At 52.3% G+C, this 1,448-nt stretch carries 1 pseudogene; it reads right to left on the bottom strand.

Features of this window, described 5'->3' with window-relative positions:
- Positions 1-78: 78 nt before the first annotated feature.
- Positions 79-1,431 (bottom strand): annotated as a pseudogene (locus PPL9_RS02660) (IS3 family transposase).
- Positions 1,432-1,448 lie beyond the last annotated feature (17 nt).

The following is a 1,448-nucleotide window of genomic DNA, read 5'->3' as shown; positions in this document are numbered from 1 at the left end:
CCTTGTCCGTCGTCGAGTGAAGTTAGACAGAATTAGCTTCTGAGTAGCGGGGTGTTTGGCCCGGTTTACGTTTTGATTTTAAGCGGCTTGCGCGTGGTAGCACAAGCGACGGTTTTGAAGAGTTTTCCGTTTAATCACCTGCCTGTGCTCCAGGACCTGCTTATGGCGTCCCCAATAGGCATCAGCCGGGGTTACGTTCCCAAGGCTCTCGTGATAGCGGTGGTGATTATAGTAATCGACGAACCTTTCAATCTGGGCTTCCAGATCCCCTGGCATGTAGTAGTTCTCGAGCAGGATGCGGTTCTTCATGGTTTGATGCCAGCGTTCGATCTTGCCTTGGGTTTGCGGATGATAAGGAGCACCCCTGACATGCTTCATATCTTTTTCCTCCAGCCATTCGGCCAAGTCCGACGAGACGTATGAGCTGCCATTGTCAGAAAGCAGGCGCGGTCGATGAAGCACCTTTGATTGGTCACAGCCTGAGGCATCGAGCGCCAACTGAAGAGTGTCGGTGACGTCCTTGGCTTTCATTGTGGTGCACAGCTTCCAGGCAATGATATAGCGGGAATAATCATCAAGCACGGTGGACAGATAAAACCACCCCCAGCCTATGATCTTGAAATAGGTGAAGTCGGTTTGCCACTGCTGATTTGGAGCCGTGGTTTTGTTCCTGAACTCATCAGCGGCCTTGATGACCACATAGGCCGGTGAGGTAAGAAGGTCCTGCGCTTTCAGCAACCGATAGACGGAAGCTTCTGAAACAAAATAGCCTTTTGTGTCTGTGAAGCGGACCGCGAGCTCTCGTGGTGACAAATCTGGCTCGTCTAGCGCCATCTCGATAATCTGCGCTCTGATCTCATCGGGAATACGGTTCTCCAGATCTTGGCGGGACGTGAAACTCTGTCCTCCAACGCTTCAACACCGCCTTCCAGATAGCGATCATACCAAACATAGAACGTTGAGCGTGGAATACTCAGCAGCTCCAACGTGCGCTTGATTGGCTGATGTGATCCTTCAATCAGCCGGATAATCTCCAACTTCTCGTGGGTGGGATTTCTCATTCGCCGTCTCCCCCATCCTCGAGCATGCTTTTTTAAGAAGCCGCAGCTCCAGAGCTTGTTCGGCGACCACCTCCTTGAGATCGCGTGCTTCTTTGCGCAGCACCTTGACCTCACCGGAGCTGGCCTGACGGGCAGTATCACCAGCAAGTCGCTTCTTACCAGCTTCCAGAAACTCCTTCGACCAGCTGTAGTAAAGCCCCTGTGAGATACCTTCTTGTCGGCACAACTCGGCAATACTGTCCTCACCGCGCAGTCCAGCCAGAATGATACGAATCTTGTCTTCAGTGGAATAGCGCTTTCGGGTCTTGTGCTGGATGTCTTTAACCGCCTTCTCAGCTGCAGCGCTGGCGGTCCTCGTGTATTGCCCCATTGTTCACTCCTAATCTA

Source organism: Pseudovibrio sp. POLY-S9 (assembly GCF_001431305.1).
Taxonomy (GTDB): Bacteria; Pseudomonadota; Alphaproteobacteria; order Rhizobiales; family Stappiaceae; genus Pseudovibrio.
Note: the sequence above shows the minus strand (reverse complement) of the source record. Positions and strands in the feature narration are given on the sequence as shown.